General features: G+C 66.4%; 2 protein-coding genes and 2 pseudogenes. 2 read left to right on the plus strand and 2 right to left on the minus strand.

Annotated features, from left to right (window positions below; all coding sequences use genetic code 11):
* Window positions 1–108, plus strand: a pseudogene (locus ACFYOH_RS44380) (IS5/IS1182 family transposase); the annotation flags it as partial.
* Window positions 109–358: 250 nt separating this feature from the next.
* Here the strand turns inward: ACFYOH_RS44380 and ACFYOH_RS44385 are convergent.
* Window positions 359–499 (minus strand): hypothetical protein, encoded by a 141-nt coding sequence (locus ACFYOH_RS44385; RefSeq protein WP_388637945.1) that lies wholly within the window; start codon window positions 497–499, stop codon window positions 359–361.
* A 1,295-nt stretch (window positions 500–1,794) separates the two neighbouring features.
* On the opposite strand from ACFYOH_RS44385, the gene ACFYOH_RS44390 reads away from it, so the two are divergent.
* A complete protein-coding gene (locus ACFYOH_RS44390) occupies window positions 1,795–3,390 on the plus strand; it encodes an ABC transporter substrate-binding protein (protein ID WP_388637947.1) in 1,596 nt (531 codons plus the stop codon).
* A 4-nt stretch (window positions 3,391–3,394) separates the two neighbouring features.
* Here the strand turns inward: ACFYOH_RS44390 and ACFYOH_RS44395 are convergent.
* Window positions 3,395–3,856: pseudogene (locus ACFYOH_RS44395) on the minus strand (IS6 family transposase); the annotation flags it as partial.
* Between the last annotated feature and the right edge of the window lie 606 nt (window positions 3,857–4,462).

Consider the following 4,462-nt stretch of genomic DNA (forward strand, 5'->3'; position numbering starts at 1 on the left):
ACAGCCCCTCGAGTGACCAAGGCGTGGGCCGACACCGGCTACCGGACGAAAGCCATCGACCACGGAGCCCGCCTCGGAATCGACGTCGAAGTCGTGCATAGCGGGCCGAGGTGTCGTACGGAGAGATGACCGCCCGGGACGAGGGCGGCAGCCCGGGTCCGTCTTCCTCCGCGGTGCTGCGCCAGCGCAGGTGCCCTGCGGCGTCACGGTGGTAGTTCTGCACCATGATCTGGCGCAGGGCCTGGATGCGAGGGCCGGACGTGCGGTCTGCTCCGTGCCGGTAGAGGTATTCCAGGAGCCGGACGGCGTAGTTTCCGGTGGCAAGGATCCTGGTCTTGGGTTTTGGTGGGGTTCTTGCCTAGGCGGACCGGTCGGCCGTAGCCGAGCCCCCAGTCCTCGTCGACCAGCTCGTCGAGCAGGTGAGGGGATGTGCGGCGACTTCTTCGAGTGCGGCGCGGACGGCCTCGGTGATCAGCTCCAGGCGAGTCAGGTCGCGCACCGCGGCCAGGACGTGGGTGGAGTCGGTGCGCTGCGTGGTGCGCTGGCGTATTCAACTGCCTCAGTGCTGCTGCCCGGAAGGCGTAGTGGCTGTCGCATATGTCACACGCCCCTTTCAGGGATGACGGTTCTTCGATCTTGAGCGATGCGCCTCGCCCGATATTCTGACTCTTCGTCGCAGTCGACCCGTGAGGGGCTTGGTGCCCCTGATACAAGGAACCCGTGGTCCTGAGTGATCATTTCTGTTCTCTAGGCAGAACGATCACGTGGGAGCCACGGGCGTGGTCAACCGTACGACGTTGCTGCTCGGCCTCGAGGGGGTGTCCGTCATAAGGGTCAAGCGGCTTGAGGACGGCACCCGCCGGGTGCATCCGGCCACGGCGGAAGAAGCGGCTCGCGCCTGCCCGGAGTGCGGGGCCTTCGCCTGGAAAGTGAAGGGCACAGCCCGGGCCCGTCCTCGGGATCTTCCCTACGGGGAGCGCGGGCTGGTGCCATCAGGCCAGAGCCGGCGCACCGGCGCCGGCGCCGGATCCGACCCGGGTGAGGGTAGACGGGGAAGCGATCAGGGACCGAAGGGACTGGGAACCGGTATACCGTCCCAGCGAGGGCCGAATCCTGCATGGCAGTCACCGGAGCGGCGTCGTAGCCATCGATGACGCGTTCGTCGAACGGCGCCTGTCCCGGGGCTCGTCCCACGGTTGAGCCAGCGGTGCGCGGGCCTACAAGTGCGGCGGCCCCGATCCCCGAAAGGGAAAGGTTGGGGATCGGGCCCGCCGGAAGAGGGCGCATCGCGCAGTCAAGACGGGGGGAGCCTGACTGCGCTACGCACCTACTGCCCGAAGGTGAACTGGCAGCAGGGGCCAACCTCTCCACTGAGGACAACGGATCACACCGTGCCCGGGGTTCACATCTCCTCGATGCTGCCGACCCGGACACGCACACGCGAAGAAGAACCCGGTGGCTGACTCACCGCCCGAACTGCCAGTGAAGACAGGACGTTGGCGGTGGCCGTTGGTTGGGGGACCCAAGGCTGATCGCTCCGGCGGCGCTCACACGTGTTGACAGTTGATCAGCACGTCCATAAAGTTGCGCCGTCAAATGCTATGTGGCTGCAGTGCCATCCATGCGTCCGCGCCCGGTCACGGTGCCATGGGGGGCCTCGGCCCAGGTTCCGGAAGTCCTTCTGCGGGCGTGGACCCTGTCGTTGCGCGACATCACCGCAGACTGTGTGAAACCCGCTGCATGCCCCATGCATGCGGGGCACACCGACCCGAACAGCCCTGGAGAACCCCGCGCATGAACCGCAAGACTTTGGCGCTCTCGGCAGCAGCCGGCCTGCTCACCCCGGTTCTCGCCGCGTGCGGCGGGTCCGGCGGCGGAAACGAGACCGTCGTCGTCGGCACCACCGACCGGTTCACCGCCACTAGGGAGGCCCCGGCACCCCTCGACCCGGCCTACACCTACGACACCAGTAGCTGGAACCTCCTGCGACAGACGATCCAGACGTTGATGATCATGCCCAAGGGCGAGGGCACCCCGGTACCGGAGGCCGCCGAAGGCTGCGGGTTCACCGACAAGGGCAGCGAGCGCTACGTCTGCAAGCTGCGGGACGGGCTGAAGTTCACCAACGGCGACGACGTCACGGCTGCGGACGTCAAGTACTCCATCGAACGATCCCTGGGCATCAAGGCCGAGACGGGCGTCTCCGGCCTGCTGAGCACCATCGACACGATCGAAACGCGAGGCGACCGCGAGGTCGTCTTCCACCTCAAGGCGGCCGACGCCACCTTCCCGTACAAGCTGACCACCCCGGTCGCGGGCATCATCGACCCGAAGGACTACCGGAAGGACGAGCTGCGCGACGGCTTCCAGGTCGACGGTTCGGGTCCGTACACCTTCAAGGCCGAGGTCAAGGACAACTCGATCGCCAGCGTCACCTTCGACAGGAACCCTGCCTACAAAGGCAGTTTGAAGGTGCAGAACGACAAGGTCGTCATGCGCTCCTTCGACGACCCCCGAGCCATGGGCGCCGCGATCGACAAGGGTGACATCGACGTCATGATCCGGGCCATGTCGCCCGCTCAGATCCAGAAGCTGGACGCCGGGACCGACAAGAACGTCGATCTGGTCGACATGCCGGGCCTGGAGATCCGCTACCTCGCCTTCGACACCAACGCACCCAGCGTGAAGTCCAAGGCCGTACGCCAGGCCATGGCGCAGCTCATCGACCGCGCGGAGTTGGTCTCCAAGGTCTACGGCACCCAGGCCGAACCGCTGTACTCGCTCGTCCCGGCCACCGTCACCGGCCACTCCAACTCGTTCTTCAACAAGTACGGCAACCCCAGCGTCGCCAAGGCCAAGGACCTGCTGACCAAGGCCGGCATCACCACCCCGGTCAAGCTGACCCTGCACTACACCACCGACCACTACGGCTCCGCCACCAAGCAGGAGTTCCAGATCCTGCAGAAGCAGCTCAACGACAGCGGCCTGTTCGACGCGTCCATCCAGGGCCACCTCTGGGACGTCTTCCGGCCCGCCGAGCAGAAGGGCCAGTACGACGTCTACGGCATGGGCTGGTTCCCCGACTTCCCGGACGCCGACAACTTCCTCGCGCCCTTCCTCGACAAGGACAACTTCCTCGGCTCGCCGTACTCCAACAGCGCCATCCAGCGCACCCTGATCCCGGAGTCCCGCCGCGAGGCCGACCGGCTCAACGCCGCCAAGAGCCTCACGGCCATCCAGGACATCGTCGCCGATGACGTCCCGGTCCTGCCGCTGTGGCAGGGCAAGCAGTACGTCGCCGCACGGGACGACATCACGGGCGTCGCCTACGCCCTCAACTCCTCCTCTACGCTCCAGCTGTGGGAGCTCCGCCGCGGCGTGGGCGACTGACGGCGACCGAGGGCATCACCTCGCGGTAGGCCGCGCCGTAGGAGCGGAGCTTGTGGGTGATCACCACCCGCGGCACCGCACGGGTCTTCTTCATCAGCCTGCGGAAGAACCGCCTGGCCGCGGCAGCGTCCCGTCGGTTCTGCATGAGGATGTCCAGGACGTTGCCGTCGGCGTCCACGGTCCGCCACAGGTACTTCTGCTCTCCGTTGATCTTGATGAAGACCTCGTCCAAGTGCCACTTGTCGCCGGGCCGGGGCCGGCGGTGGCGCAGTCCGTTCGCATAGGCCTGGCCGAACTTGGCGCACCAGCGGCGCACGGTCTCATAGGAGACGATGACGCCGCGCTGGAGCATCAGTTCCTCCACCTCGCGGAAGCTGAGCGGGAAGCGGTGGTACAGCCACACGCAGTGGGAGATGATCTCGACCGGGTACCGGTGACCCCGGTACGATGGCGGCGCGCTGCCCACGGACGACCGCTCCCAGCATGATCAACCAGAAGATCATCCCACTGGGCCAGCCAACGTGACACCAACAAACCCCCCTCCGAGCGTTACCCGTCCGTCGGCCGGACCCGGCGGACGGGAACGGGAAGACTCGATCCACAAGGACACACGACCTCCCGACCCGGCAACCACACCATCCCCCCAACCCGATCACATGACGTGTGACATTCCCAACTTCCCCATGGCCGGCCACCCCGTGAAGATCCCCTCGGGTGCTATATCTAACACGTGTGCATACGTGACGATGCGAGTATCGGTGTGGCGCGGAGAGCCTGAGCCTCACCGGGCCGTGCCACGCGAGTCCGGGCCGCACCGTCTGGGCCATGCCGGGCCAGGCTGCGGTGCGCCGGGTTGGGTTGGGTTGATCGCTGCCTGGCGGTGGGGCCGCGGGCTGTGGTGGCGCGGGTGGGTGGTGGTGCGGGTGGGTGGTGGTGCGGTGTGCGGGTTGTGCGGGTCCGGACGCGGCTGGTCGTGTTTCGAGTGATGGGTGTGGTTCGTGCAGGAGGAGCCTTGGTACAACGGGATCGTTGTATTTCTGACTGGTATGAACGTTCCGTTGGGGTCGTCGGA

It is taken from the genome of Streptomyces sp. NPDC007856, assembly GCF_042868225.1.
Classification (GTDB): domain Bacteria; phylum Actinomycetota; class Actinomycetes; order Streptomycetales; family Streptomycetaceae; genus Streptomyces.